Genomic DNA, 23,700 nt, shown 5'->3' on the forward strand with positions numbered 1-23,700 from the left:
TGGATCCTCTCGTGAAGGGAAGGGGGTCAGCCCTTGATGTAGGGCTTGCCGGCGGCCGCGGGGCCCCGGATCTGTCCGGCGAACCCGGCCACGGCGATGATCGTCACGACGTAGGGCAGCATGAGCATGAACTCGCTGGGAATGGGGGTGCGCAGCACCGTCAGCAGGTTCTGGAGGTTGGTCGCGAAGCCGAACAGCAGGGCCGCGAGCGTCGCGCGGATCGGATCCCAGCGTCCGAAGATGACGGCCGCGAGGGCGATGAAGCCGAGACCCGCGGTCATCTCCTTGGTGAACTGCCCCACCGACACCAGCGTGAAGTACGCGCCGCCGATACCGGCGATCGCGCCGGCCAGCGAGACGTTCCAGAACCGGCTCGAGTTGACCTTGATGCCGACGGTGTCGGCGGCCTGCGGGTGCTCGCCGACCGCGCGCAGGCGAAGGCCCCAGCGCGTGCGGTAGAGGCCCCACGCGACCACGGCCACGACGGCGTACATCAGGTAGACGATGAAGGTCTGGTTGAACAGCACCGGTCCGATGATCGGGATGTCGCCCAGCAGCGGGATCTCCCAGCGCGGGAAGCGCTCGGGACGGTTCAGCAGGTCTTCGTTGGGGACGAGCAGCGCGCCGTAGAGGAAGCCCGTGAGACCGGTGACCAGCACGTTCAGCACGACACCGACGATCACCTGGTCGACGAGGTACTTGATCGAGAACGCCGCGAGGACGAACGCCACGAGGACGCCGCCGACCATGGCCGCGACGAGTCCGAGGAAGGGGTTGCGGGTGAGGGATGCCACGAGCGCGGCGCTGAAGGCGCCGAAGAGGAACTGCCCCTCGATCGCGACGTTGACCACGCCGACGCGCTCGCCGATGACACCGCCGAGGGCACCGAAGATGAGGGGGACCGACAGCGAGAGCGCGCCGAAGAGCAGTCCGGTGACGGGGACGAGCCCGTCCGCGGCCGCCCAGACGAGGAACGCGAACACCGCCAGCGCACCGAAGGCGATCGGCAGCCACAGCGGCGTGCGGCGGTAGCTGACGGCATCCCAGATCGACCAGGCGGTCAGCAGGGCCAGGATGACCAAGACGGCCCAGCTGGTGACCGCCGTGGGGACCGCGACGCTGCCGAGGTCGATGTCGGACGCCGGGTCGCCGAGGCGGAAGGTGCTCTGCCCGTCGCGCGGGACGAGGGCAAACAGCAGCGCGAGCAGGACGGTGACCACCGTCAGGCTCACCGCCAGCTTGAGGTGGCGCACGCGCACCGTGGTCAGCTGGATCGCGTCATCCGCGAGATGCGTCGCGGTCATGCCGCCACCGCCTTCTTGGCCGCCTTGGCCCGGTCTTTGGCCGCGCGCTCGGCCTCGCTCTTGGGGAGGAAGAAGATCGTGCGCACCAGCGGCGGGGCCGCGATGAACAGCACGATGAGGGCCTGCACGACGAGCACGATGTCGACGGGGATGCCCTGCGACGCCTGCATCGTGAACGAGCCGGACTTGAGGGCGCCGAACAGGATGCCGGCGGCGAACACGCCCCAGGGACGGCTGCGGCCGAGGAGGGCGACGGTGATGGCGTCGAAGCCGATGCCCGCGTCGATCAGACCGTCGAAACCGGTGGTCACCGATCCCTGGATCTGGTTCATGCCGGCAAGGCCCGCAAGTCCTCCGGCGAACAGCATCGCGTAGACGTACATGCGGGGCACCGAGATGCCGGCGGCGCGAGCGGCGTGGGGGTTCTCGCCCACCGCGCGCAGGCGGAAGCCGAGGCTCGAGCGCTCCATGAGCCACCAGACGAACACCGTCGCCGCGATCACGAGGACGAAGCCGAGGTCGAGCAGCGGGAACTGGGGTCCGAACAGCTCGGGGAACTGCGCGTTCGCGGGCGTGGCCGACGAGATCGGCTGGTCGCCGGCGGGGCGCTGCAGCAGGCCCGGGGTGCGCACCATCCACGTCACCAGGTAGTAGGCGACGTAGTTGAGCATGATGGTGAGGATGACCTCGTGCGCACCGGTGCGGGCCTTGAGCAGACCCACGATCCCGCCCCACAGCGCGCCTCCGGCGATACCGACGATGAGCGTCAGCGGCAGCTGGATGATCATCGGCAGGTCGAGGTTGAACGTGATGAGACCGGCGAAGGCGCAGGCGATGAGGATCTGACCGCGGCCGCCGATGTTGAACAGACCCACGCGGAACGCCAGCGCCACACCGAGACCGGCGGCGATGAGCGGCGCGGCGAAGCCGAGGGTGTTCGTGAGCGGGCGGATCTGCGCCCCGAAGTCGGCGACGCGGGAGTTGAAGATGGCGCCGCGGAACAGCGCCTCGTACCCGCCGTAGACCGAGTTCCAGATCGCGGCCAGCATGTCGCCGGGCCGCGCGAAGAAGTACCCGGAGGTCGTGCGCACCTGGTCGTTGGTGGCGGCCATCAGGATGCCGCCCACGATCATCGCCGCGACGACGGCGAGCACCGTGGTGATCCACGAGGAGCGCAGCAGCTCGGTGAGGAACTGGTTCGTCCGCGGGGGCGCGGGCGTCTCGGCCGGGGTGTGGCCGGTCAACGGCCCCGATGCGGTCGGCAGCTGCTCGGGCGGGAGACCGGAGTCCCCGTTCGCGCCCGTGCTCGGGATGTGGCCGCTCACGCTGTCTCCTCCGCGGGCTGCTCGCCCGCCATCATGAGCCCGAGCGTCTCGCGGGGCGTGTTCCCCGGGACGACGCCGACGATGCCGCCGCGGTACATGACCGCGATGCGGTCGCCGAGGGCGGCGATCTCGTCGAGCTCGGTCGACACGACGATCACGGGCACGCCCGCATCGCGCGCGGCGACGATCTGCTTGTGGATGAATTCGATCGAGCCGACGTCGACGCCGCGGGTGGGCTGGGCGGCGACGAACAGCTTCAGCGGGCGGCTCATCTCGCGGGCGATGACGACCTTCTGCTGGTTGCCGCCCGACAGGGTGCCGACCGGGGTGGATGCCGACTGGGTGCGGATGTCGTACTCCGCGATGCGGTCGCGGGCGAAGGCGCCCAGCGCCGCGCGCTTGATGGTGCCGCCGGACACGAACGCCGAGTCGGAGGACCGGTCGAGGATGAGGTTCTCGGCGACCGAGAAGCCCCCGACCAGTCCGTCTTCCTTGCGGTCCTCGGGGACGAAGCCGACCCCCGCGTCGAGGATGGCGCGCACGCTCTTGCCGACGAGGTCGGTGCCGTCGAGGTCGACGGTCCCGGTCACGCCGTCGGCGAGGCCGACGATGGCCTCGACGAGCTCGGTCTGGCCGTTGCCCTGCACGCCCGCGATCGCGACGATCTCACCGGGACGCACGTCGAGGTCGACGTCGTCCACGACGACCGTGCCCTCGGCGGTGACGACGCGGAGGTTGCGGATGGACAGACCCCCGGATGCCGCCGCCTTCGGCGCGTCCTTCACGACGGTCAGCTCGACCGCGCGGCCGACCATGAGCGAGGCGAGCTCGCCGTTGCTGGCGGTGGGCTCGGCCTCGCCGACGATCTTGCCCAGGCGCACCACGGTGATGCGGTCGGCGACCTCGCGCACCTCGCGGAGCTTGTGCGTGATGAACACGATGGAGGTGCCCTCGTCGCGCAGCTGCCGCATGATGCCCATGAGCTCGTCGGTCTCCTGCGGGGTGAGCACGGCCGTGGGCTCGTCGAACACGAGCACCTTGGCATCCCGGGACAGGGCCTTGATGATCTCGACGCGCTGCTGCACGCCGACCGGGAGGTCGCCGACGAGGGCGTCGGGGTCGACCTCGAAGCCGAAGCGCTGCGCGACGTCGCGCACGTGCTTGCGCGCGGCGTTCAGATCGAGCGCGCCCAGGGCCTTGGTGCTCTCGTGGCCGAGCATGACGTTCTCGGCGACGGTGAAGACGGGGATGAGCATGAAGTGCTGGTGCACCATGCCGATTCCCGCGGCCATGGCATCGCCGGGGCCGCGGAAGCGCTGGACGACGTCGTCCAGCAGGATCTCGCCCTCATCGGCCTGGTACAGGCCGTAGAGGACGTTCATGAGTGTGGATTTACCGGCACCGTTCTCCCCGAGGAGAGCGTGGATCTCACCAGGCTGGACGACCAGATCGATGTGGTCGTTCGCAACCAGGGACCCGAACCGCTTGGTGATGCCGCGGAGCTCGAGCTTCATGCTGTGCACCCTATTCGAAGACGTTGAGAACACGGAAAGAAACCGCGGCCGCTCGGAGGGGTCCGAGCGACCGCGGTTTCGAGGGGTGTCGCCTTACGGCGAGCTGGGCGAGGTGACCGTCAGCGAGCCGGAGACGATCTGCTCGCGCAGGGCGTCGAGCTCGTCGGTGAGACCGGCGGGCAGCGTGAAGGCGGAGCCGAACTCGGCGAGGCCGACGCCGTCGTTCTCGAGGGTGCCGACGTAGGGGGTCACGTCGAACTCGCCCCGGGCGGCCTGGGTCACCGAGTCGTAGACGGCGGTGTCGATGCGCTTGAGGATCGAGGTCAGGACCAGGTCGGACACGTTCGGGTCGGCCTTGGCGAGGTCGGAGTCGACACCGAGCATGACGCTCTTCGAGCCGCTGTCGCGGATCGCGTCGGCCGCGCTGCTGTAGATCGGCCCACCGACGGGCAGGAGCACGTCGACGCCCTGGTCGAGCAGACCCTGGGCGGCCTGCTTGGCCGCGTCGTTGGCCGCGAAGCCACCGGTGAACGAGCCGTTCTGCGCGGCGACGTCCCAACCGAAGGTCTGGACGCTGGCGCCCTTGTCCTCGTCGTACTTCTTGACGCCGTCGACGAAGCCGTCCATGAAGATGGTGACGGGCGGGATCGGGATGCCACCGACGGTGCCGACCTTGTTCACACCGTTCTCGGCGGAGTAGGCGGCGGCGGCGTAGCCACCGAGGTAGGCGGCCTGGACGGTGTCGAACAGCAGCGGCTTGATGTTCGGCGCGTCGGTGTTGCCGTCGTTGTCGGTGTCGGCACGGTCGTCGATGATCGCGTACTGCAGGCCCGGGTTCGCCTTGGCCGAGGCCACGGTGTCGGCGCTGAGCTTGAAGCCGACCGCGACGATGAACGTGCAGCCCTCGGCGACGAGGTTCTCGAGGTTGGGTGCGTAGTCGTTCGCCGAGCTGGACTCGACGTCGATGGACTTGACGCCGAGCTCGGCGGCAGCCTTGTCGATGCCCTCCTTGGCGGACTGGTTGAACGAGCGGTCGTTCCAGCCGCCGTCATCCGAGATGATGCAGGGGGTGAAGCCTTCGACGACGCTTCCTCCGGCTGCGCCGGACGCGCCGTTGCTCTCGGGTGCGGCGCCGCAACCGGCGAGCAGCGCAGCGGCGCCGATCATGGCGAGGCCGCTGACGACGGCCTTCTTCGTGGTCTTCACGAATGGTCCTCCAAGACGGATGCCCCCAACGGGTTCGGGGGACGATCCCGTCACGTTACCTACTGTGTCGGCGCCGTTGCGCACCGAGGGCGCCCATGCCGGGCAATGGTTACAAAGACGCAATCTCGCGTCACGCCACCGCCACACGCGACGACGCCGACGGGACCGGATGCCACGGTGCGCGGCATCCGGTGTCAGAGTACGTCGCCGCGACCGGTGAGCTTGAGCGCGTCGACGACGCCCTTGACTCGCTGCGCGTTCTCGCTGGTGGTGACCAGGAGGGCGTCCGGGGTGTCGACCACGACGATGTCGCGCACGCCGATGAGGCTGATCACTCGCTTGGTCTGCGAGACGACGATGCCGCTCGAGGCGTCGGAGAGCACGCGCGCGTCCTCGCCGAGGATCGCCAGCTCGTTGCGACCGCCCGAGGAGTTGAGCTTGGACAGGCTCGCGAAGTCGCCCACGTCGTCCCAGTCGAAGTGCCCCGGGATGACCGCGAGACGTCCCTTCTCTGCGGCGGGCTCGGCGACGGAGTAGTCGATCGCGATCTTCTTCAGTCCCGGCCAGATGCGGTCGACCGCGGGACCGCGGCGGTCGCGGTCGTCCCACGCCTCGGCGAGTTCGAGCAGGCCCGCGTGCAGTTCCGGCTCGTTGACGGCGAGCTCGGCGAGCAGCACGTCGGCGCGGGTGATGAACATGCCCGCGTTCCACAGGTAGTCGCGGTCGGCGTAATACGCCTTGGCGGTGTCGAGGTCGGGCTTCTCCACGAAACGCTCCACCGTGTACGCCTCGGGGGCGCCGTCGACGATCAGCTCGTCGGCCTTCTTGATGTACCCGAACCCGACCGAGGGCTCGGAGGGCTGGATGCCGATGGTGCAGATGTATCCCGCCCGTGCGACGGCCACGGCCTGGCGGACGGCGAAGTCGAACTGGCGCGTCTGGCGGATGACGTGGTCGGCGGCGAAGGAGCCGATGATGACATCCGGTTCGCGGCGCACGAGGATCGCCGCGGCGAGGCCGATGGCCGCGGAGGAGTCGCGCGGCTCGGACTCCAGGAACACGTTGTGGTCGGGGACGCCCGGGAGCTCCCGCTCGACCGCGGCGCGGTGGGCGCGCCCGGTCACCACGGCGATGCGGTGGTCGCCGGACAGCGGAGCGAGACGGTCCCAGGTGTCGCGCAGAAGCGTCTGGCCGGAGCCGGTGAGGTCGTGCAGGAACTTGGGGGCGTCCGCCCGCGAGAGGGGCCAGAGACGGCTGCCGATCCCTCCGGCGGGGATGACGGCGTAGAAGTCGTCGAGTGCGAGGTCTGCCATGGCTCCGACCCTAGCGGGCGAGCCCCTGGGAGACCGCAGCGGGCGTCACGCCGCACGTCGCGGAACTATCTCGATATCGAGAGAGTCTTAGGCCGCCCTAATCCCCGCGTTTCATAGCCCGGACGTAGTATTCAATGGCGCCCGTGTGACGCTCGGGGCCTGTGCGGGCCCCCACACCGTGTTCGATCAGGGAGGACGACCGTGTCAGCACCAGCACGTGCCACGCCGTCGGTGAAAGAAACCACGTCGAAGAGGCCCCGCGGCACGCTGTACCGCGGTCGCGAAGGAATGTGGTCCTGGGTGCTTCACCGCATCACCGGTGTCGCCATCTTCTTCTTCCTCCTCGTGCACATCCTCGACACGGCGCTCATCCGGGTGTCCCCCGAGGCCTACGACGCCGTCATCGGCACCTACAAGAACCCGGTCATGGGTCTCGGCGAGGTGGCTCTGGTCGGTGCGATCGCATACCACGCGTTCAACGGTCTGCGCATCATCCTCGTCGACTTCTGGCCCTGGGCCACGCGCCACCAGCGCCAGCTGTGGTGGGGCGTGCTCGGTCTCTGGGTCGTCACGATGCTCGGGTTCACCCCGCGTCACCTCATCAACGTCTTCAGCGCCGTCACCGGGAGCCACTGATGTCCGTCGCCCAAGAAGCCGCCACGATCCCCGCCCCCCGCACGCCGAGCGTGCGGAAGAAGGGCTCCAATCTCGAGAAGTGGGGCTGGATCTACATGCGCGCCTCCGGCGTGCTGCTGATCGTCCTGATCTTCGGCCACCTGTTCGTCAACCTCATGACGGGCGACGGCATCCACCAGATCGACTTCGCCTTCGTCGCCGGCAAGCTCGCCTCGCCGTTCTGGCAGTGGTGGGACGTCCTGATGCTGTGGTTGGCCCTCATCCACGGCGCCAACGGCATGCGCACGATCGTCAACGACTACGTGACCAACGCCACCGTCCGCAAGATCCTCGTGGGGTCGCTGTGGGTGTCGGCCGGATTCCTCATCCTCCTCGGCACGCTCGTCGTCTTCACCTTCGACCCCTGCCTCGGTGTCACCGAGAGCAGCTCCCTGTGGGACGTGTGCCAGGCGGCGTGAGCCGACGGCATCCCTTCTTTCCCCTGACAGCAGAGGTATCGCACACGTGAGCACTCAGACCGCTTCGGACTCGATCGTCAAAGACGGCGTCCACTACCACCAGTTCGACGTCGTGATCGTCGGCGCCGGCGGCGCCGGCATGCGCGCGGCCATCGAGGCCGGCCCCGGCGCGAAGACCGCCGTCATCTCGAAGCTCTACCCGACCCGTTCGCACACCGGTGCGGCGCAGGGCGGTATGGCGGCGGCCCTCGCCAACGTCGAGGAAGACTCGTGGGAGTGGCACACCTTCGACACCATCAAGGGCGGCGACTACCTCGTCGACCAGGATGCCGCGGAGATCCTCGCCAAAGAGGCGATCGACGCCGTCATCGATCTCGAGAACATGGGTCTGCCGTTCAACCGCACGCCCGAGGGCAAGATCGATCAGCGCCGTTTCGGCGGGCACACGGCCGACCACGGAAAGACCCCCGTGCGCCGCGCGTGCTACGCCGCCGACCGCACGGGACACATGATCCTGCAGACGCTGTTCCAGAACTGCGTCAAGCTCGGCATCAACTTCTTCAACGAGTTCTACGTCCTCGACCTCATCACGGTGAAGGATGCCGCGGGCAAGACGCAGGTCGCCGGCGTCGTCGCCTACGACCTCGCCACGGGTGAGCTGCACGTCTTCCAGTCCAAGGCCGTGGTCTTCGCGACCGGCGGCTTCGGCAAGATCTTCAAGACCACCTCGAACGCCCACACCCTCACCGGTGACGGCGTCGGCATCGTGTGGCGCAAGGGCCTGCCGCTGGAGGACATGGAGTTCTTCCAGTTCCACCCGACCGGCCTCGCCGGTCTCGGCATCCTGCTCACCGAGGGCGCCCGCGGTGAGGGCGCGATCCTGCGCAACGCCAGCGGTGAGCGCTTCATGGAGCGCTACGCCCCCACGATCAAGGACCTCGCTCCCCGCGACATCGTCGCGCGCTGCATGGTGCAGGAGGTCGCGGAAGGTCGCGGCGCCGGCCCGCACCGCGACTACGTGCTGCTGGACTGCACGCACCTGGGCGCCGAGGTGCTCGAGACCAAGCTCCCCGACATCACCGAGTTCGCGCGCACCTACCTCGGTGTCGACCCGGTCGTCGAGCCCGTGCCGGTCATGCCGACCGCGCACTACGCGATGGGCGGCATCCCCACCAACATCAAGGCCGAGGTGCTCGCCGACAACGACACCGTCGTGCCCGGCCTCTACGCCGCCGGCGAGTGCGCGTGCGTTTCGGTGCACGGCTCGAACCGCCTGGGCACCAACTCGCTGCTCGACATCAACGTCTTCGGCAAGCGCGCCGGCCGCAACGCCGTCGAGTACGTCAAGACCGCCGACTTCGTGCCGCTGCCCGAAGATCCGGCGGCCGAGGTGCGCGGGCTCATCGAGGGCCTGCGCAACAACAGCGGCACCGAGCGCATCGCGGTGCTCCGCAAGACGCTGCAGGACGAGATGGACAAGGGCGCGCAGGTGTTCCGCACGCACGAGTCCCTCGCCCACGTCATGGACGTGATCGCCGACCTGCGCGAGCGCTACAAGAACATCCACGTCGATGACAAGGGCAAGCGCTTCAACACCGACCTGCTCGAGGCCGTCGAGCTGGGCTTCCTGCTCGACCTCGCGGAGGTCGTCGTCTACTCGGCACAGAACCGCGAAGAGAGCCGCGGCGGTCACATGCGCGACGACTTCCCCACGCGCGACGACGAGAAGTACATGCAGCACACCATGGCGTACCTGTCGGGGGACCCCCACTCGTCGCACCCCGCCGATCACATCGAGCTCGGCTGGAAGCCCGTGGTGTTCACCAAGAACGAGGCCGGGGAGCTGCGCTACCCGCCGCTGGAGAGGAAGTACTGAGATGGCATCCACCGTCATCGAGAACGTCGACACCTCGGACGAGGTCGAGCAGACGCCGGAAGACACCGGCATCCAGTCGTTCATGGTCACCTTCAACATCCGTCGATTCGACCCCGAGGTCGACGACGAGCCCCGCTGGGTCGACTACGACGTGGAGCTGTACTCCACCGACCGCGTGCTCGACGCGCTGCACAAGATCAAGTGGGAGACCGACGGCTCGCTGTCGTTCCGCCGCTCGTGCGCGCACGGCATCTGCGGTTCGGATGCCATGCGCATCAACGGCCGCAACCGCCTGGCCTGCAAGACGCTGATCAAGGATCTCGACATCTCGCAGCCGATCTACGTCGAGGCGATCAAGGGCCTGCCGCTCGAGAAGGACCTCATCGTCGACATGGAGCCGTTCTTCGCCTCCTACCGCGAGGTGCAGCCCTTCCTCATCTCGAACTCGAAGCCCGAGCCGGGCAAGGAGCGCGTGCAGTCGATCGTCGACCGCGAGGTCTTCGACGACACCACCAAGTGCATCCTCTGCGCGGCGTGCACCTCGTCGTGCCCCGTGTTCTGGACCGACGGGCAGTACTTCGGCCCCGCCGCGATCGTCAACGCGCACCGCTTCATCTTCGACTCGCGCGACGACGCCGGAGACGTGCGCCTCGACATCCTCAACGACAAAGAGGGCGTGTGGCGCTGCCGCACCACCTTCAACTGCACCGAGGCGTGCCCCCGCGGCATCGAGGTCACCAAGGCCATCGCCGAGGTCAAGCAGGCCGTCCTCCGCGGCGGTCGCTGACCCCTCCCCTCTCGAACGGCGGGTGCGCGCAGGCGGACCCGCCGTTCGGCGTTCGTGCGTCTCCGCGCAGCCGCGCCTGCGCAGCCGCGCCTGCGCAGCCGCGTGAGTCGCCAGGATTTGTCGCTTCAGACCGCATCGAAGCGACAAATCTTGGCGACTCACGCGTGACGGAGAGACCCGGATGCCGCGGAGCCGGCGCGACGCCGGGGCTGCGGCATCCATTCATTAGGCTTTTCCGGTGACCGAGAACCGCCACGACCCGCGGCCGCTGCCCGCGGTGCGCGATGACGACGCCTCGCTGCGCGAGCGGCTCGAGGCGGCGCAGACCGCCGTGCGGGAACGCCTCGACGAACCCCTCGCTCGTGCGGCGAAGATCGCGCAGTGGTTCCCCATCCGCGTGTGGCGGCACTTCCTGCGGCACAACGGCTTCCTGCTGGCCGCAGGCATGAGCTACCAGGGCCTGTTCGCAGTGTTCTCGGCCCTCTACCTGGCGTTCGCGGGCGTCGGCATCTGGCTCGGCGGGAGCCGCACCGCGATCGACGGACTGATCCACATCGTCAACAGCTACATCCCGGGCATCATCAGCGAGAACGGCCTGGTCTCCCGCGAGCAGGTCGAGGGCGTCGCGCAGGACAGCAGCCGCCTGCTCACCATCACCGGTGTCGTCGCGGTCGTCGTGGTCGTGTGGACCGCGATCGGCTTCGTCACCTTCACGCGCCGCGCCGTCCGCGACACGTTCGGGCTGCCGTTCGATCTGCGCAACTACGTCATGCTGAAGGCGCGCGACCTGCTCGCGGCCGTGCTGTTCGGCATCGCGCTGCTCGTGGGCGCCCTGCTCGGTTCGGTGGCGACCGGCGCAGTCGACCTCGTCTTCAGCGTCATCGGATGGGATCGCGACACCCTCGGCTGGTCCATCGGCGCCCGCGTCGTCTCGGTCGTGGTGGCCTTCGCCGTCAACGCCCTCGCGCTCGCGGCCCTCTTCCGCTTCCTGACCGGCACCTCGCTCACCTGGCGCCGCGCGATTCCCGGCGCGCTCGTGGGGGCGACGGGCATGGTCGCTTTGCAGGTGGCGGCCGGCTTCCTCTTCGTCTACAGCCCGACCAATCCGCTGCTGGCGACGTTCACCGTGCTGATCGGGTTCCTGCTGTGGTTCCGCTTCATCGGCATCGTGATCCTCGTCTCCGCGGCGTGGATCGCGGTGGCCGCGGACGACCGCGACGTGCCGCTGCGCTCCCCCGAGGACCGCCGCGCCATGGAGCAGGCCGCCCTCGTCATCGCGGCGCAGGTCGGCGTCCGGCAGGCCGAGGAGCGCCTCCTCGGCGCACGCTGGCCGTGGCGCTGGCGGGCCCGTCGGCACGTCGTGGCGGCACGCAAAACCCTCGCGCGCGCCGAGGCCGACCTCCCCGAGCCGCGCCGGGTCTCGCTCATCCCCGACTGACGCCCCGGCCGATGTCGGAGCCCCCGGCTACGCTCGACGGGTGGCTCGTTCCGTACGCATCGTCTCCGTCAACGTCAATGGCATCCGTGCCGCCGTCCGCAAGGGCATGACCGAGTGGCTCGACGCCTCCGGCGCCGACATCGTGGCCCTGCAGGAGGTGCGCGCGACCGCCGACCAGCTCGCCGAGGCCCTGCCCGGGTGGGAGATCGTCAACGACGAGGCCCTGCAGAAGGGGCGCGCGGGCGTCGCGATCATCAGCCGGCTGCCCGGGGTCGAGACCCGCACGCACCTCGGCCCCGAGCCGCTCGACGCCTCGGGCCGCTGGATCGAGAGCGACTTCGACATCGACGGCGAGACCGTCACGATCGTCAGCGCCTACGTGCACAGCGGCGAGGTCGACACCCCCAAGCAAGACGCGAAGTGGCTCTTCCTCGATGCCATGGAGCGCCGTCTCGTCGAGCTCAAGGCCGAGCGCGAGCTGGCGTTGGTCGTGGGCGACCTGAACGTCGGCCACCGCGAACTCGACATCAAGAACTGGCGGGGGAATCGCAAGAACGCCGGCTTCCTGCCCCGGGAGCGCGCCTACTTCGACCGCTTCTTCGGGGCCGAGGGCGAGAAGGTCGAGGGCGTCGACGGCTCGACGGGCACGGGCCTGGGCTGGATCGACGTCGGACGCCGCGCCGTCGGCGAGGTCGACGGGCCCTACACGTTCTGGTCCATGCGCGGGAAGGCGTTCGACACCGACAGCGGGTGGCGCATTGACTATCACGTCGCCACGCCCGCCCTCGCCGACCGCGTCACGTCGTACATGGTGGAGCGCGCCCCCTCGTACGACACCCGCTGGAGCGACCACGCGCCGGTGATCGTCGACTACACGCTCGGGACCTGATCCGGCCGACGCCGTGAGCCGGGGCACCCGTCCACGCTCGCTCCCCCGACGTACCGGCCGCGCCTCGCGGCCTAGGATCGAACGGTGACCACCGAGCGCCTCTACTCCGGAATGCAGCCCTCCGCCGACAGCCTCCAGATCGGCAACTACATCGGGGCCCTGCTGCAGTGGCGCGACCTGCAGGACGAGTACGACGCCTTCTTCTCGGTCGTCGACCTGCACGCCCTCACGCAGCCCGGCGACCCCGCCGAGCGTCGCGAGAAGACCCGTCGCACCGCCGCCCAGTACATCGCCGCGGGGATCGAGCCCTCCCGCTCGACCCTCTACGTGCAGTCGCACGTGCCGGCGCACGCCGAGCTGCAGTGGGTGCTGTCGACCCTCACCGGTTTCGGCGAGGCCGGGCGCATGACCCAGTTCAAGGACAAGTCGGCCCGCTACGGCACGGATGCTACCAACGTCGGCCTCTTCACCTATCCGGTGCTGATGGCCGCCGACATCCTGCTATACCAGACCGACGTCGTGCCCGTCGGCGACGACCAGAAGCAGCACATCGAGCTCACCCGCGATCTCGCCGAACGCTTCAACCAGCGCTTCGGTGAGACGTTCACCGTGCCCAAGCCCGTCATCCGGCGCGAGACCGCGCGCATCTACGACCTGCAGAACCCGACGTCGAAGATGTCGAAGTCGGCAGAGTCGGACGCGGGTGTGCTGTGGCTGCTCGACGACCCCAAGGTCAGCGCGAAGAAGATCATGCGAGCCGTGACCGACTCCGAGGGAGCGGTGCGCTTCGACCGCGACGAGAAGCCGGGCGTCTCGAACCTGCTGGTGATCTACTCGGCCCTGAGCGGACGTGACATCACCTCGATCGAGGACGAGTACGCCGGTCGCGGGTACGGCGACTTCAAGAAGGGCCTCGCCGAGGTCGTCGTGAACGAGTTCGAGCCCGTGCGCGCCCGCGCCCTCGACCTGCTCGACGACCCCGCCGAGCTCGACCGCGTGCTGGCCGTGAACGCCGGGAAGGCGGCATCCGTCGCCGAGAAGACCCTCTCCGACGTGTACGACCGCATCGGTCTGCTGCGCCGCGGCTGATCTGCGCCATCCCACGCCCCCGCGACTCGCCGAGTCGCGGGGGCGTCGGCGTTCGGGTCGCGGCTGCGGCGCCGCCCATGTCGCGGAATCGGATCGCTGCACCGGATTCGGATGCGTCGCGAGGCGGCATCCGAGTCGCGGGGGCGTCGGCGTTCGTGCCGCGGCTGCGACGCCGCCCATGTCGCGGAATCGGATCGCTGCACCGGATTCGGATGCGTCGCGAGGCGGCATCCGAATCTGTCGCCTGGTTCCGAATCTGTGGCGCACGCCGGCCGCCGGTAAGGTGACCGGATGGAACCGGAGACCCTGCGCACCGCCCGCCTCGAGCTGTCCGCACCCCATGACGGCGACGTCGCGGCCATCCACGCGGAGTGCCAGGATGCCGCGATCCAACGCTTCACGACAGTGCCCGCGCCGTATCTGCCCGCCGATGCGGAGACCTTCGTCGAGCTCGCCCGGGGCTGGTGGGCGGAGGGGGCGGAGGCGACCTGGGCGATCCGCCTCGACGGCAGGCTGGTCGGCATGGCGGGCCTGGCGAAGCTGCCGAGCGGAGCCCCCGAGATCGGCTACTGGGTGTCGGCGAGCGTGCGCGGTCGGGGTGTGGCGACAGAGGCCGCCCGCGCGGTCGTCGACTGGGGATTCGCGCCGGAGCGCCCGGCGGTGGCCCGCATCGAATGGCGGGCGGTGACCGGCAACGTCGGTTCGGCGCGCGTCGCTCGTTCTCTCGGCTTCCGGTACGAGGGGCTGCTGCGGCAGGCGCACGTCAACTCGCTGGGTCGTGCCGATCTCTGGGTGGGCGGGCTGCTCCGCGCAGACGACCGCGGCCCGGTCGACTGGCCCGTGCTCTGAGCGCTCGGCGCAAGGCCCCGCCCCGATGTCGGAGGGCCGTGGCACGATGACGTCATGCCGGAGATGCCAGAGGTCCAGGGGCTCGTCGAGTTCCTGCGTGAACGTCTCACCGGGCTGCGGGTCGACAAGGCCCTCGTCTCGGCCATCAACGCGCTGAAGACGTACGACCCGCCGCTCACCGCCTTGATCGGCGCGCAGGTCATCGGCGTCGAGCGGCACGGCAAGTTCGTCGACATCGTCGGCGACGGCGGCATCCGTCTCGTGTTCCACCTCGCCAAGGCGGGGTGGCTGCGCTGGTACGACACGCTTCCCACCACGCTCATCAAGCCCGGCAAGACGCCGATCGCGCTGCGCGTCGGCTTCGACGACGGTTCGGGCTTCGACCTCACCGAGGCCGGCACGAAGAAATCGCTGGCCGTCTACGCGGTGACGGATCCGTCCGAGGTCCCGGGCATCGCGCGACTGGGCCCCGACCCGCTCGACGACGAGTTCGGTCGCGACGAGTTCGGCGCGCTGCTCAGCGGCCGGCGCACGCAGATCAAGGGCGTGCTGCGCGACCAGTCGATCATCGCGGGGGTCGGCAACGCCTACTCCGACGAGATCCTGCACGCCGCCAAGATGTCTCCGTACGCCCTCGCGGCCACCCTGTCCGAGGCCGAGGTCGACCGGCTGTTCGAGGCGATGACCACCACGCTCACCGAGGCCGTCACCGCCGCGCGCGGTAAGCCGCCCGCCGAGCTGAAGGATGCCAAGCGTCGCGGTATGCGCGTGCACGGCCGCCGGGGCGAGGCGTGTCCCGTCTGCGGCGACGAGGTGCGCAGCGTGTTCTTCGCCGACAACTCCCTCGAGTACTGCCCCACCTGCCAGACGGGCGGCAAGCTGCTGGCCGACCGGCGGCTCTCGCGCCTGCTCAAGTAGCACCGGCCGACGCGATCGCCGACGCGCGACGAAGGACCCCCGGGCGTAGCAGAACACGTCCCTGCATGACGGGGAATGAAACCGCGAAGGGGGCGTTGACTACACTTCGAAGAGCAACTACGTGCTCCGGGGTCGGTGAGAATCCGAACCGGCGGTGACAGTCCGCGAACTCCGAGGCCTCGGCCGAAGGGTTGATCCGGTGCGATTCCGGAACCGACGGTGATGCGACGAGTGGTCGTCGCTAGTCCGGATGGGAGGCAGCACGGAGGGCGCGTCGCGCCTTCCCGCCGCCCCTGCCCCGACACCGCGGGAAGGACAGGGAAATGGCATCCGCCGTCGAGATCGACGCCATGCGGCGAGCGCTTCAGCTCGCCCGGCGCGGACCGCGCGGTCTGAACCCCCAGGTGGGCGCCGTGATCCTCTCCCCCACCGGCGAAACGCTCGCCGAGGGGTACCACCGCGGCGCCGGCACCGCGCACGCCGAGGTCGACGCCCTCTCTCAGCTCGCGCCCGGAGCGGCCCGTGGTGCGACCGCCGTCGTGACCCTCGAGCCCTGCAACCACACCGGTCGCACCGGCCCGTGCGCCCTGGCGCTCATCGACGCGGGCGTCGACCGCGTCGTGTTCGCCCTCGACGACCCCACCGACACCGCCGCCGGGGGCGCCGCCCGGCTGCGCGCGGCGGGCGTCGAGGTCGAGTCGGGTGTCGAAGCGGATGCCGCCGAGGCGCTCATCCACGATTGGACCGCCGTGAAGCGCACCGGTCGTCCCCACGTCACCGTCAAATGGGCCCAGAGCCTCGATGGTCGCGCCGCCGCCGACGACGGCACCAGCCAGTGGATCACCGGTCCCGACGCGCGCCGCGACGTGCACGCACGCCGGGCGGCCGCCGATGCGATCGTCGCCGGCACCGGCACGGTGCGCGCCGACGATCCGGCGCTGACCGCGCGCGCCGCCGACGGCTCGCTGCTCGAGGCCCAGCCCGTTCCCGTCGTGATCGGCACCCGCGAGACCCCTCCGGATGCCGCCGTGCACCGGCACCCCCGCTCGCCCCTGTTCTATGCGACCCACGACCTGCCCGCGGTCCTCGACGACCTGGCGGGCCGGGGCGTGCAGCGGGTGTTCGTCGAGGGCGGCCCGACGCTGGCGAGCGCGTTCCTGCGCGCCGGTCTCGCCGACGAGGTGCTCGTCTACGTCGCGCCCGTGCTCCTGGGCGGATCGCGCCTCGCCGTCGGCGACATCGGCGTGCCGACCATCGCCGACGCACGGCGCCTGGTCGTGACCTCGCTGCAGACCCTGGGCGACGATCTCCTGATCGTCGCCCGCCCCGAGCCGTCCGACCCCGCCACGGGCGGACACGCCGTGACCGCCCCGACCGCCGAGCCGGGACGCCCCGCGCCCGCGCTCACGAACAGAGGAGACGCCTGATGTTCACCGGAATCGTCGAAGAGATCGGCGCCGTCACCGCCGTCGAGCCCTCGGGCGACGGCGTGCGGCTGACGCTGCGCGCTCCCCTCTCGGTGTCGGACGCCGGTCACGGCGACTCGATCTCGGTCAGCGGTGTGTGTCTCACCGTCGTCGACCAGGGCCCCGACTGGTTCACCGCCGACGTCATGAAGCAGACCCTCGACATGTCGACGCTCGCCGATGTCGCTCCCGGGCGCGCCGTCAACCTCGAGCGCGCCACCGCGGCGCACGGCCGCCTCGGCGGCCACATCGTCCAGGGACACATCGACGGCACGGGCATCGTGCGCGAGGTGCGGCCCGGCGCGCAGTGGAGCGTCGTGCGGGTCGGCATCCCAACCCCGCTCGCCCCTCTCGTGGTCGACAAGGGATCCATCGCGATCGACGGCGTCTCTCTCACGGTCAGCGCGGTGAGCCCCGCCGACGAGTCCGAGCCCTGGCTGGAGGTCTCGCTCATCCCCGAGACGCTCGCGGCCACGACCCTCGGGCGGGCCGAGGCGGGTACCCCCGTCAACCTCGAGACCGACATCCTGGCGCGCCACGTGCAGCGCATGCTCGCCTTCCGTACAACCGAGAACCCCGCGGCCGCGGCCGCAACGACCGAGAGGGGCTCCGCATGAGCCTGTCCACCATCCCCGAGGCCTTGGAGGCCCTGCGCCAGGGTCGCCCGGTGCTGGTCGCCGACGACGAGAACCGTGAGAACGAGGGCGACGTCATCCTGTCGGCTCAGCTCGCGACCCCCGAGTGGATGGCGTGGACCGTCCGCTGGTCCAGCGGGTACGTCTGCGCCCCCATGCCGGCCGAGTGGGCCGACCGTCTCGACCTCCCGCCCATGGTCGAGGTGAACCAGGACGCCCGCGGCACCGCCTACACCGTCAGCGTCGATGCAGCCTCGGGGGTCACCACCGGCATCAGCGCCGCCGACCGCGCCCACACGCTCACCGTGCTCGCCGACCCCGAGTCGGTGCCGACGAGCCTCATCCGTCCCGGCCACGTGCTGCCGCTGCGCGCCGTCGACGGCGGCGTGCGCGAGCGCGCGGGGCACACCGAGGCCGCGGTCGACCTCATGCGCCTCGCCGGCCTGCAGCCGGTGGGTGCGATCGCCGAGGTCGTCGCCGAGGACGGCAGCATGATGCGCCTGCCCGGACTGTTCGAGCTCGGCGAGCGCGACGGCATCCCCGTCATCACGATCGAGCAGCTCATCGCCTACCTCGACGAGACCGATCCCGCCCCCGCGACCGCCGCCCCGCGTCGCCGGGTGAGCCTGCGCGCCGAGTCGAACGTCCCCACCTCGCACGGCACCTTCCGCTTCCTCGCCTACAAGGACCGGGTCACCGGCACCGATCACCTCGCGGTGGTCTCCGGCGACCTGACCGAGAAGGCCCCCCTCGTGCGCGTGCACTCGGAGTGCCTGACCGGCGAGGCCTTCGGGTCGCTCAAGTGCGAGTGCGGCCCGCAGCTCGACGCCGCACTCGACACGATCGACCGCGACGGGGGCATCGTCATCTACATGCGCGGCCACGAGGGCCGCGGCATCGGGCTCATCAACAAGCTGCGCGCGTACAGCCTGCAGGAGCGCGGCATGGACACGGTGGATGCCAACCTCGCCCTGGGCCTTCCCGCCGACGCCCGCGACTACGCCGCCGCGGCCGGCATCCTCGCCGACCTGGGCGTCGAGCAGGTGCGCCTGCTGACCAACAACACCGACAAGGTGAACCAGTTGCGCGGCTTCGGCCTCGACGTGGTCGAGCAGGTCCCCCTGCTCGTCGGTGTCGGTCCCAACAACCACCAGTACCTCGAGACGAAGCGCGACCGCATGGGCCACGTCATCGCCGAGGACGACCTGCGCGACGCCCTCGCGCACATGAAGGAAGAGAGCGCCTGATGGCCGGCAGTGGAGCACCCGAGACCGGCGGCGTCGACGCCTCGAGCCTGAACGTCGTCGTCATCGCCGGAACCTGGCACGAGGTCATCACCGACGGACTCATCGCCGGTGCGAAGCGGATCCTGGATGCCACGGGCGCGACGTATCGCGTCGTGCGCGTCCCCGGTTCGTTCGAGCTGCCGGTCGCGGCGAAGGTCGCCCTCGACGGCGGAGCGGATGCCGTGGTGGCCCTCGGCGTGATCATCCGCGGTGGGACCCCGCACTTCGAGTTCGTCTCGTCGGCGGCGACCGACGGCCTGACGCGCGTCGCGCTCGACACCGGCAAGCCCGTCGGATTCGGGGTGCTGACCCTCGACGACGAGCAGCAGGGTCTCGACCGCGCCGGTCTCGAGGGCTCGAAGGAGGACAAGGGCGAAGAGGCCGCGGACGCGGCGATCCGCACCGCTCTGCTGCTGCGGGAGCTGCGCGGCTGAGAGCCGTCCAGCGGGCGGGCTCGGGGACTTCGCGTCCGCGCTTGCCCGTCGCGGTGAGGCCCGCCTTGCTGGCGACCGCGGCACGGCATCCATAATCTGACGGGCATGGAGATCCTGCGCAACGTCGTCGTCCTCGTCCACCTCGTCGGCTTCGCGGTACTGTTCGGCGCGTGGGTCGTCGAGGCGGCCGCACGGCGCAACCGCATCACGCGCGTGATGAACCCCGCCCTCGGGATCTCGCTGATCTCGGGCCTCGCGCTGTCGGCGCCGTGGGGTCTCGACCACGACCTCAACTACACGAAGATCGCGATCAAACTGGTCGTGCTGCTCGTCATCGGCGCGCTGCTGGGCACCGGTTCGGCGCGTCAGCGGCGCACGGACGCGCTGCCGTCCGCGATCTTCTGGTCCATCGGCATTCTGACCCTGCTGAACGCGGGGCTGGCGGTCATCTGGCGCTGATCCTCCGGGCCGGGACCGGGTTCAGCGAACGCATAGACTGTAGGGTCTGACGCCCCTGACGCGGGGACGTCCCGGTGATCCTCCGCCTCCACGCTCGCACCCACCCCCGTGAGCGCGCGCAGCACCGCCGCGTCCCACCCCGGACGCCACCGTTCGACCCTCTCGTCAGGCGCTCATGACCTCTTCATCCCCCACCACCCGCTCCGCCGTCGTCCCGGCCAACCCGCGCTCGCGGGTCATCACCGCCAGCCTCGTCGGCACGACGATCGAGTTCTACGACTTCTACGCGTACGCCACCGCGGCCGTCCTCGTCTTCCCGGTGCTCTTCTTCCCCACCGGCAACGACACCACGTCGCTCCTGCTGTCGTTCAGCGTCTTCGGCGCCGCCATGGTCGCGCGCCCGCTCGGCGCCATCGTCTTCGGCCACTTCGGCGACCGCTTCGGTCGCAAGGCCACGCTCGTGGCATCCCTTCTCACGATGGGTGTGGCCACCTTCCTCATCGGGTGCCTGCCCACCTTCAACGAGATCGGCGTCTGGGCGGCCGTCCTCCTGCTGATCATGCGCCTCGCGCAGGGCTTCGCGCTCGGTGGCGAATGGTCGGGCGCGGCGCTGGTCGCCACCGAGAACGCCCCCAAGGGCAAGCGCGCCCTGTTCGGGACGTTCCCGCAGCTGGGCGCCCCGATCGGCTTCATCATCGCCAACACGGTGTTCCTCGTGATCAACTTCGCGCTGCCGCACCCCGACGGCACCGCCCAGCGGTCGGCCGAGTTCCTCGCGTGGGGCTGGCGCGTGCCGTTCCTCTTCTCGGCCGTCATGGTCATCGTGGGCCTGTACGTGCGCCTGAAGCTCGTCGAGAGCGAGTCGTTCTCGAAGGCCGAGAAGACCGGCGCGATCAAGAAGTTCCCGCTCGGCGAGGTCGTGCGGCGCAACTGGAAGCAGCTCATCCTCGGCACGTTCATCATGCTGGCGACGTATGTGCTCTTCTACCTCATGACGAGCTTCACGCTGTCGTACGGCACCAAGCCGACGCTCGACGGCGCCGCCGCCGCTGCGGAGAAGGCGGGCACCGCGTTCGACGCCGCCGCCTACGTTCCCGGCCTCGGCTTCGGCTACACCGACTTCGTCATCATGCAGATCATCGGCGTGGTGTTCTTCGGCGTCTTCACGATGCTGTCGGGACCTGTCGCCGATGCGATCGGCCGCAAGCGCCTGCTCATCGGCGTGACGGTCGCGATCATCGTGTTCGGCCTGACGTTCTCGGTCTTCCTGCTGCCGCACGCCGACCCGAAGTTCACTGGCGCGCTCGTGCAGGCCTTCCTCGTGTTCGGCTTCCTGCTCATGGGCGCCACGTTCGGCCCGATGGGCGCCGTCCTGCCCGAGCTGTTCCCGACCAACACCCGCTACACGGGCTCGGCGATCTCGTACAACGTCTCGTCGATCCTCGGCGCGGCCCTCGCGCCGATCGTCGCCGTTGCCCTGTGGGCGGCCGGCGACGGCAACCCGTGGCTGGTGGGTCTGTACCTCTCGGCCATGGGCGTGCTGACGCTCATCGCGCTCGTCCTTTCGCCCGAGACGAAAGACATCGACTACGACGACAACATCGCCGCCGGAGCGACCGCGCCGTAACGCGTTCGTTCTCGACACCGGATGCCACGGGGCCTCGGCCTCGTGGCATCCGTCGTTCTCCGGGGCGGGGGTGTGCGCGGCTGGCGGCCTTCACGCGACGCGCCGAACTCAGGTCGGGGTAGTCGCGCCCGGGGCGGTGCTCGTGCGCGCTGCTCGCCCAACTCCGGAGTTCGGCACGCCGTCGAACGGAGCGACCGGCGGGGTCAGCGGTGCGAGGTACGGTCGAAGGACCCCATTTCCTTCCCCGAGGTGAGCATGTCCGTTCCCGCTCCCGCGCGCGGTCGGCGCGGTCGCCGCGTGCCCGAGGGCCCGCGCGCGTCGTTCCGTCAGCTGCTGCCCTTCCTGCTCGAGCACAAGCGCACGCTCGTCGTCGTCGGGGTGCTGAGCGTCTTCGGCGCGGCCGCCACGCTCGCCCAGCCGCTGCTGGTGGGGGAGGTCATCTCGAGGGTGCAGAACAGCGTCCCGCTGGCCGCCCTGGTGTGGCTTCTGGTGGCGTTCGTGGTGCTGTCCTCGATCATCTCGGGCTTCCAGCACTACCTGCTGCAGCGCACCGGCACCGCGGTGGTCTACTCTTCGCGACGGCGTCTCATCGCGCGGATCCTGCGCCTGCCCATCAGCGAGTTCGATGCCCGGCGCACCGGCGACCTGGTCTCGCGCGTCGGCACCGACACCACCCTGCTGTACGCCGTGCTCACGCAGGGATTCGCGGATGCCGTCGGCAACGCGCTCATCCTCGTCGGCGCGGTGATCGCGATGGCGTTTATCGACCCGCTGCTGCTCGTGCTCATCGTGGTGGTCGTCGGCGCCTCGCTCGCGGTGGTCGTGCTGCTGAGCACGCGCATCCGCGCGGCATCCGCCGTCCAGCAGGCCCGGGTCGGCGAGCTGTCGTCGGGGGTCGAGCGGGCGGTGGGCTCGATCCGCACCATCCGCGCGTCGGGGGCCACGGAGCGCGAGATCGCCGCCGTGACCGAGAACGCCTCCGCCGCCTACGCCGCCGGCGTGCGCATCGCACGCGTGTCGGCACTGATCGTGCCGATCGCCTTCGTCGCCCTGCAGGTGTCGCTCCTTGTCGTGCTCGGGGTGGGCGGATACCGCGTGGCATCCGGGGCGATCGACGTCGCCTCGCTCGTCACGTTCGTGATCTTCCTCTTCCTGCTCGTGCAACCGCTCGCCTCGGCGATCGGCGCCATCACGTCGGTCAACCAGGCGCTGGGTGCGCTGGGACGAATCCAGGAGGTGCTCGACCTCCCCCTCGAAGACCACGCCGACCGCCCGTCGGGGACGACCCCGGTGACGGATGCCGCGGCGATCGAGTTCCGCGAGGTGCGCTTCCGCTACCCGGACCACGTCGTCAAGGCGCGCGAGGCCGCTGCCGAGGAGGCGCGTTCGGTGCTGGCCCAGGTGCACCTGGACGCCGGTGCCGCCGAAGCCGACAGCGACCGCGAGGTGCTGCGCGGCGTCTCGTTCACCGTTCCCCGCGGCTCGCGTGTGGCGCTCGTCGGACCGTCGGGCGCCGGCAAGAGCACGATCCTCTCGCTCGTCGAGCGCTTCTACGACCCCACGGGCGGCGCGATCCTCATCGACGGCGTCGACGCCCGCGTGCTGCCCCGCGACCAGCTGCGTTCGCGCTTCGGCTACGTCGAGCAGGACGCTCCCACCCTCGCCGGCACGATCGCCGACAACCTGCGCCTCTCCTCCCCCGCGGCATCCGATGCCGATTGCGAGCGGGTGCTGCGCGCGGTCAACCTCGGCGACGTGCTCGAGCGCAACGCTCTCGGCGTCGACGCCCCAGTGGGTGAGGACGGCGTGATGCTCTCGGGCGGTGAGCGCCAGCGTCTCGCGATCGCGCGCGCCCTGCTGGCCGCTCCCCCGGTGCTGCTGCTCGACGAGTCGACCTCGTCGCTGGACGGCGTCAACGAGCAGCGCATGCGCGAGGCGATCGACGCCGTCGCCGCCGATCGCACGCTGCTGGTCATCGCGCACCGCCTGTCGACCGTCGTGGACAGCGACCTGATCGTCGTTCTCGAGGACGGTCGGGTGGTGGGCCAGGGCACGCACAGCGAGCTGGTGGCATCCACTCCGCTCTATCGCGACCTCGCGAAGCATCAGCTGCTGGTCTGACGTTCGCCGGGCGGGGCGCGGCCGGCCTGTGGCCCGGGTTTCGCAATGGTCGATGCCCTGGTTCGCGCGG

At 70.0% G+C, this 23,700-nt stretch carries 21 protein-coding genes; 16 read left to right on the forward strand and 5 right to left on the reverse strand.

What is annotated here, in order from left to right; translation table 11 throughout:
• Positions 1-26 precede the first annotated feature (26 nt).
• The 5 genes from Q9R20_RS02325 to Q9R20_RS02345 form a co-directional block, all read right to left on the reverse strand.
• Positions 27-1,304 carry an ABC transporter permease gene (locus tag Q9R20_RS02325; RefSeq protein ID WP_311247822.1) on the reverse strand — a complete coding sequence of 426 codons (1,278 nt, stop codon included), beginning with the start codon at positions 1,302-1,304 and terminating at the stop codon, positions 27-29.
• Positions 1,301-2,629, reverse strand: a complete 1,329-nt coding sequence (locus Q9R20_RS02330; protein ID WP_311247823.1) for an ABC transporter permease — start codon at positions 2,627-2,629, stop codon at positions 1,301-1,303. Before Q9R20_RS02330 ends, Q9R20_RS02325 begins: the two co-directional genes overlap by 4 nt.
• A complete protein-coding gene (locus Q9R20_RS02335) occupies positions 2,626-4,143 on the reverse strand; it encodes an ABC transporter ATP-binding protein (RefSeq protein WP_311247824.1) in 1,518 nt (505 codons plus the stop codon). Before Q9R20_RS02335 ends, Q9R20_RS02330 begins: the two co-directional genes overlap by 4 nt.
• 93 nt (positions 4,144-4,236) lie before the next feature.
• Positions 4,237-5,310, reverse strand: coding sequence for a BMP family ABC transporter substrate-binding protein (locus tag Q9R20_RS02340; RefSeq protein ID WP_311248393.1), 1,074 nt, complete (start codon positions 5,308-5,310; stop codon positions 4,237-4,239).
• Positions 5,311-5,543: 233 nt separating this feature from the next.
• Complete coding sequence (locus Q9R20_RS02345; RefSeq protein WP_311247825.1) at positions 5,544-6,662, reverse strand: mannose-1-phosphate guanylyltransferase; 1,119 nt, start codon at positions 6,660-6,662, stop codon at positions 5,544-5,546.
• 201 nt (positions 6,663-6,863) lie between these two features.
• Between Q9R20_RS02345 and sdhC the strand changes: the two genes are divergently transcribed.
• The 16 genes from sdhC (at position 6,864) to Q9R20_RS02425 (ending at position 23,630) form a co-directional block, all read left to right on the forward strand.
• Positions 6,864-7,298 (forward strand): succinate dehydrogenase, cytochrome b556 subunit, encoded by a 435-nt coding sequence (sdhC, locus tag Q9R20_RS02350; RefSeq protein WP_074615813.1) that lies wholly within the window; start codon positions 6,864-6,866, stop codon positions 7,296-7,298.
• Positions 7,298-7,756 carry a succinate dehydrogenase hydrophobic membrane anchor subunit gene (locus Q9R20_RS02355; RefSeq protein WP_295839076.1) on the forward strand — a complete coding sequence of 153 codons (459 nt, stop codon included), beginning with the start codon at positions 7,298-7,300 and terminating at the stop codon, positions 7,754-7,756. Before sdhC ends, Q9R20_RS02355 begins: the two co-directional genes overlap by 1 nt.
• Before the next feature lie 46 nt (positions 7,757-7,802).
• Positions 7,803-9,632 (forward strand): succinate dehydrogenase flavoprotein subunit, encoded by a 1,830-nt coding sequence (gene sdhA / locus Q9R20_RS02360; RefSeq protein ID WP_311247826.1) that lies wholly within the window; start codon positions 7,803-7,805, stop codon positions 9,630-9,632.
• A 1-nt stretch (position 9,633) separates the two neighbouring features.
• The gene (locus Q9R20_RS02365) at positions 9,634-10,419 is read left to right on the forward strand and encodes a succinate dehydrogenase iron-sulfur subunit (protein WP_311247827.1); all 786 of its coding nucleotides are present in this window, start codon (positions 9,634-9,636) and stop codon (positions 10,417-10,419) included.
• 238 nt (positions 10,420-10,657) lie between these two features.
• Complete coding sequence (locus Q9R20_RS02370; protein ID WP_311247828.1) at positions 10,658-11,857, forward strand: YihY/virulence factor BrkB family protein; 1,200 nt, start codon at positions 10,658-10,660, stop codon at positions 11,855-11,857.
• Between the two features lie 40 nt (positions 11,858-11,897).
• Positions 11,898-12,746, forward strand: a complete 849-nt coding sequence (locus tag Q9R20_RS02375; protein ID WP_311247829.1) for an exodeoxyribonuclease III — start codon at positions 11,898-11,900, stop codon at positions 12,744-12,746.
• Between the two features lie 84 nt (positions 12,747-12,830).
• Complete coding sequence (trpS, locus tag Q9R20_RS02380) at positions 12,831-13,835, forward strand: tryptophan--tRNA ligase (protein WP_311247830.1); 1,005 nt, start codon at positions 12,831-12,833, stop codon at positions 13,833-13,835.
• Between the two features lie 291 nt (positions 13,836-14,126).
• Positions 14,127-14,684, forward strand: coding sequence for a GNAT family protein (locus tag Q9R20_RS02385; protein ID WP_311247831.1), 558 nt, complete (start codon positions 14,127-14,129; stop codon positions 14,682-14,684).
• 54 nt (positions 14,685-14,738) lie between these two features.
• Positions 14,739-15,602, forward strand: coding sequence for a DNA-formamidopyrimidine glycosylase family protein (locus Q9R20_RS02390; RefSeq protein ID WP_311247832.1), 864 nt, complete (start codon positions 14,739-14,741; stop codon positions 15,600-15,602).
• 323 nt (positions 15,603-15,925) lie between these two features.
• The gene (gene ribD, locus Q9R20_RS02395; RefSeq protein ID WP_311247833.1) at positions 15,926-17,029 is read left to right on the forward strand and encodes a bifunctional diaminohydroxyphosphoribosylaminopyrimidine deaminase/5-amino-6-(5-phosphoribosylamino)uracil reductase RibD; all 1,104 of its coding nucleotides are present in this window, start codon (positions 15,926-15,928) and stop codon (positions 17,027-17,029) included.
• Positions 17,029-17,685, forward strand: coding sequence for a riboflavin synthase (locus Q9R20_RS02400; RefSeq protein ID WP_311247834.1), 657 nt, complete (start codon positions 17,029-17,031; stop codon positions 17,683-17,685). The genes ribD and Q9R20_RS02400 overlap by 1 nt, the downstream gene beginning before the upstream one ends.
• On the forward strand, positions 17,682-18,950 hold the full coding sequence (gene ribA / locus Q9R20_RS02405) for a GTP cyclohydrolase II (protein ID WP_311247835.1): 1,269 nt from the start codon (positions 17,682-17,684) through the stop codon (positions 18,948-18,950). The genes Q9R20_RS02400 and ribA overlap by 4 nt, the downstream gene beginning before the upstream one ends.
• On the forward strand, positions 18,950-19,423 hold the full coding sequence (gene ribH, locus Q9R20_RS02410; protein ID WP_311247836.1) for a 6,7-dimethyl-8-ribityllumazine synthase: 474 nt from the start codon (positions 18,950-18,952) through the stop codon (positions 19,421-19,423). Before ribA ends, ribH begins: the two co-directional genes overlap by 1 nt.
• A 105-nt stretch (positions 19,424-19,528) precedes the next feature.
• The gene (locus Q9R20_RS02415) at positions 19,529-19,882 is read left to right on the forward strand and encodes a Fe-S protein (RefSeq protein ID WP_311247837.1); all 354 of its coding nucleotides are present in this window, start codon (positions 19,529-19,531) and stop codon (positions 19,880-19,882) included.
• A 175-nt stretch (positions 19,883-20,057) separates the two neighbouring features.
• Positions 20,058-21,509 carry an MFS transporter gene (locus Q9R20_RS02420; protein ID WP_311247838.1) on the forward strand — a complete coding sequence of 484 codons (1,452 nt, stop codon included), beginning with the start codon at positions 20,058-20,060 and terminating at the stop codon, positions 21,507-21,509.
• A 255-nt stretch (positions 21,510-21,764) separates the two neighbouring features.
• A complete protein-coding gene (locus Q9R20_RS02425; RefSeq protein WP_311247839.1) occupies positions 21,765-23,630 on the forward strand; it encodes an ABC transporter ATP-binding protein in 1,866 nt (621 codons plus the stop codon).
• The last annotated feature ends 70 nt before the right edge of the window (positions 23,631-23,700 follow it).

Origin of the sequence: Microbacterium sp. PRF11 (assembly GCF_031844085.1) — a bacterium.
Lineage (GTDB): Bacteria > Actinomycetota > Actinomycetes > Actinomycetales > Microbacteriaceae > Microbacterium.

Bases quoted from the DNA above. Each gene is read 5' to 3' on its own strand.
- Q9R20_RS02325 (WP_311247822.1), bottom strand. From the start codon at position 1,304: ATGACCGCGACGCATCTCGCGGATGACGCGATCCAGCTGACCACGGTG.
- Q9R20_RS02335 (WP_311247824.1), bottom strand. From the start codon at position 4,143: ATGAAGCTCGAGCTCCGCGGCATCACCAAGCGGTTCGGGTCCCTGGTT.
- Q9R20_RS02340 (WP_311248393.1), bottom strand. From the start codon at position 5,310: ATGATCGGCGCCGCTGCGCTGCTCGCCGGTTGCGGCGCCGCACCCGAG.
- Q9R20_RS02345 (WP_311247825.1), bottom strand. From the start codon at position 6,662: ATGGCAGACCTCGCACTCGACGACTTCTACGCCGTCATCCCCGCCGGA.
- Q9R20_RS02355 (WP_295839076.1), top strand. From the start codon at position 7,298: ATGTCCGTCGCCCAAGAAGCCGCCACGATCCCCGCCCCCCGCACGCCG.
- Q9R20_RS02365 (WP_311247827.1), top strand. From the start codon at position 9,634: ATGGCATCCACCGTCATCGAGAACGTCGACACCTCGGACGAGGTCGAG.
- Q9R20_RS02385 (WP_311247831.1), top strand. From the start codon at position 14,127: ATGGAACCGGAGACCCTGCGCACCGCCCGCCTCGAGCTGTCCGCACCC.
- Q9R20_RS02390 (WP_311247832.1), top strand. From the start codon at position 14,739: ATGCCGGAGATGCCAGAGGTCCAGGGGCTCGTCGAGTTCCTGCGTGAA.
- ribD (WP_311247833.1), top strand. From the start codon at position 15,926: ATGGCATCCGCCGTCGAGATCGACGCCATGCGGCGAGCGCTTCAGCTC.
- Q9R20_RS02400 (WP_311247834.1), top strand. From the start codon at position 17,029: ATGTTCACCGGAATCGTCGAAGAGATCGGCGCCGTCACCGCCGTCGAG.
- ribA (WP_311247835.1), top strand. From the start codon at position 17,682: ATGAGCCTGTCCACCATCCCCGAGGCCTTGGAGGCCCTGCGCCAGGGT.
- ribH (WP_311247836.1), top strand. From the start codon at position 18,950: ATGGCCGGCAGTGGAGCACCCGAGACCGGCGGCGTCGACGCCTCGAGC.
- Q9R20_RS02415 (WP_311247837.1), top strand. From the start codon at position 19,529: ATGGAGATCCTGCGCAACGTCGTCGTCCTCGTCCACCTCGTCGGCTTC.
- Q9R20_RS02420 (WP_311247838.1), top strand. From the start codon at position 20,058: ATGACCTCTTCATCCCCCACCACCCGCTCCGCCGTCGTCCCGGCCAAC.
- Q9R20_RS02425 (WP_311247839.1), top strand. From the start codon at position 21,765: ATGTCCGTTCCCGCTCCCGCGCGCGGTCGGCGCGGTCGCCGCGTGCCC.